The organism is Micromonospora globbae (assembly GCF_003610785.1).
Classification (GTDB): domain Bacteria; phylum Actinomycetota; class Actinomycetes; order Mycobacteriales; family Micromonosporaceae; genus Micromonospora; species Micromonospora globbae.
Genome location: NZ_RAQQ01000078.1, coordinates 1 through 2542 on the forward strand (window position 1 = coordinate 1; position 2542 = coordinate 2542).

Annotated in this window: 2 protein-coding genes; both read right to left on the minus strand. The window is 69.4% G+C overall.

Annotated elements, in window-relative coordinates:
- Positions 1-114 precede the first annotated feature (114 nt).
- Positions 115-906 carry an IS21-like element helper ATPase IstB gene (istB, locus tag D7I43_RS32300; protein ID WP_109898815.1) on the minus strand — a complete coding sequence of 264 codons (792 nt, stop codon included), beginning with the start codon at positions 904-906 and terminating at the stop codon, positions 115-117.
- Entirely contained in the window at positions 906-2411 is a 1506-nt protein-coding gene (gene istA / locus D7I43_RS32305; protein ID WP_109898814.1) for an IS21 family transposase, read from the minus strand. Before istA ends, istB begins: the two co-directional genes overlap by 1 nt.
- Positions 2412-2542 lie beyond the last annotated feature (131 nt).

The window sequence follows — 2542 nt, forward strand, 5'->3', positions numbered from 1 at the left end:
TGTCAACGGTCTCTTTGATCTCCCCGTAGGCGGCCGGCAGTTGTCCCCGCTGACGGCCGCGGAGTTCTCCCCAACGGCGGCCAGATAGTTCCCCGCCGTTGGTTGTTCGGGGTGTCAGGTCAAGGGCTTCACTCCTTGTCCGGTGGTGGCCTGGTTCAGTCGGAAGCTGTCACCCTGTGTGACGACGACGTGGGCGTGGTGCAGGAGCCGGTCAACCGTCGCGGTCGCGAGGGTTTTGGGCATGATCTCGTCGAAGCCGGAGGGGTGCAGGTTCGAGCTGACGGCGAGGCTGCGTCGTTCGTAGGCGGCGTCGACGAGGCGGTAGAAGCCTTCGGCGGCATCGGGTGAGACGGGTAGCAGGCCGATGTCGTCGACGATGATCAGGTCGCAGCGGATGAGTCGGGCGAGGGCTCGGCTGACGGAGTCGTCGACGCGGTGGCGGCGCACGAGGGCGCCGAGGTCTTCGATGGTGAACCAGGCCACGGTCATGCCGGCTTCGACGGCGGCTTGGCCGAGGGCTTCGCAGAAGTGGCTCTTGCCGGTGCCGGATGGTCCGCAGATGGACAGGTTCTCCTTGCGGTGGATCCATTCCAGAGTCTTCAGCGCGTCCTGTGTGGGACGTGGGATCGACGAGGCGGTCTCGTCCCAGTCGCCGAAGGTCTTGCCTGCCGGGAACGCGGCGCGTTTGCGGCGGGTGCGCAGGTTCGCCGCGTCACGGCCGGCGGCTTCCTCAGCGAGGAGGACGCGGACGACTTCGGCGGGGTCCCAGCGTTGAGCTTTGGCGGTGGGGATCAGGTCGGCCATCGCTTTGCGGATGTGGGGCAGTTTCAGCCGGCGGGTCAGCTCGATCGCCTCGGCGAGGGGGTCACCGGCAGGGCCGGTGATAGTGCGGATCGGGGCGGCCATCAGGGGTTGCTCCTGTCGTTGACGGTGCCGAAGCGGGCCCATGCGGAGGTGCCCGGTTGCAGGCTGTGGGCCTCGCTGGCCCGGGTGGGTTCGCCGCCTGCGCCGGCGGCCTGGTGGGCGAGGATGCGGATGATGTCGTTGTCGGCGAACCGGCCGGCTATCGCGGCGGTGCCCAACGCCCGGTCCACTTGGGCGGCGCCGTGCAGCTTGGCCAGGGCGCAGGCTTCGGCCATCTTGCGGCGCACCCCTCGAGTTCCGGCCGCGGCGGCCTCGACCAGCCACGAGGCCGCACCCGGGCCGAGGGCCAGGAACGCGGCTTCCTCGGCCGTGCGGGCCTTCGGCGTGCGGTCGCCGTCACGGCTGGCCCTGGGCGGGTAGTGGGCGTCGATGATCGACGGGCTGCCGGGGGTGGAGCGTGGATGCCGGGCGACCTCGGTCGGACCATCGGCGCCGACCGCGGTGACGATCAGTTCGTCACCGTGGAAGCGGGCCCATACCCGGGTGTCGACGAGTTCGTGCGGCACCGAATAGCGCACGCCCTCCACGGAAATGGTGCAGTCCCAGTTCACCCGGCGGGTGGTGCCGAACGCGACGGTGAACGGCTCGCCCGGCAACGGATGCAGCCGCACCCGTTCCTCCGCGAGGGCCTCGACCGGGCGGCGGCGGGTCTCGCGGTGCACCCGCGCGTTCACCTCCTCGGTGAACTGCCGGCAGGCCGCCTCGAGTTCGGCGAACGTGCGGTACTCCGGCAGCAGGTTCGCATCCGTGGGCACCAAATCCGCCTTGGCGATCTTCACGGTGTTCTCCGAACCGCCCTTCGATTGCGGGTCGGCCGGCACGCAGGTGCGGATCGTCATCCCGTAGTGCCGGGCCACCGCCACGATCTCCGGGTTACGCACCGCGATGTCCGCGACATGCTCGACAGTGATCGTCTTCTCGTTGTCGGTCAACGCATACGCCGGCACCCCACCCAACCGGCGCAACGTGGCGTCCAGACAGGACACAATCGTCGGCAGCGTCTTGTCGAAAGTCGGGATCACCACCCGAAACCTCGACCAGGCCAGCCACGCGCACCACAACGACGTACGCCGCCCACCGATGCGCGGACCCTCACCCCAGTCGAACTGCAGCCACAGCCCCGGCTCCGGGATCCACGGCCGGAACACCCGCCGCTGCCCGGCGGCGAAGCGGGCCTTGACCTCCGCGACCGCCCGCCGGGTGGTGCGCTCACCACCGCCGAAGCCCATCGCGGTGATCCGCCGGTGCACCACATCCGCGCGGACCCGCCCACCCGAACGGGCCACCAACTCCTCGATCTTCGCCACGTACTCATCGATCGGCCGGGCCCGGTGCACCCGCGCCTCGGGACTCTGCCCGGACTCCCGCAACTTCACATACCGGGCAACCGTGTGATGATCACACCCAGCCAACTCCGCCGCCGCACGGTAACTCCCCGTGAGGTCGTATGCCTCCAAGATTTCCACGATCTCCCTGCCGCTCTTCACGCCGTCGACCCTCGCCGACCGGCACTCTGACCTGGTCAGCGGGGAGGTATCTGGCCATCCACGGGGAGATCCCTGGCCACCAGCGGGGCGACATATGGCCGCCTACGGGGAGTATTCACTGGCCGCCGACA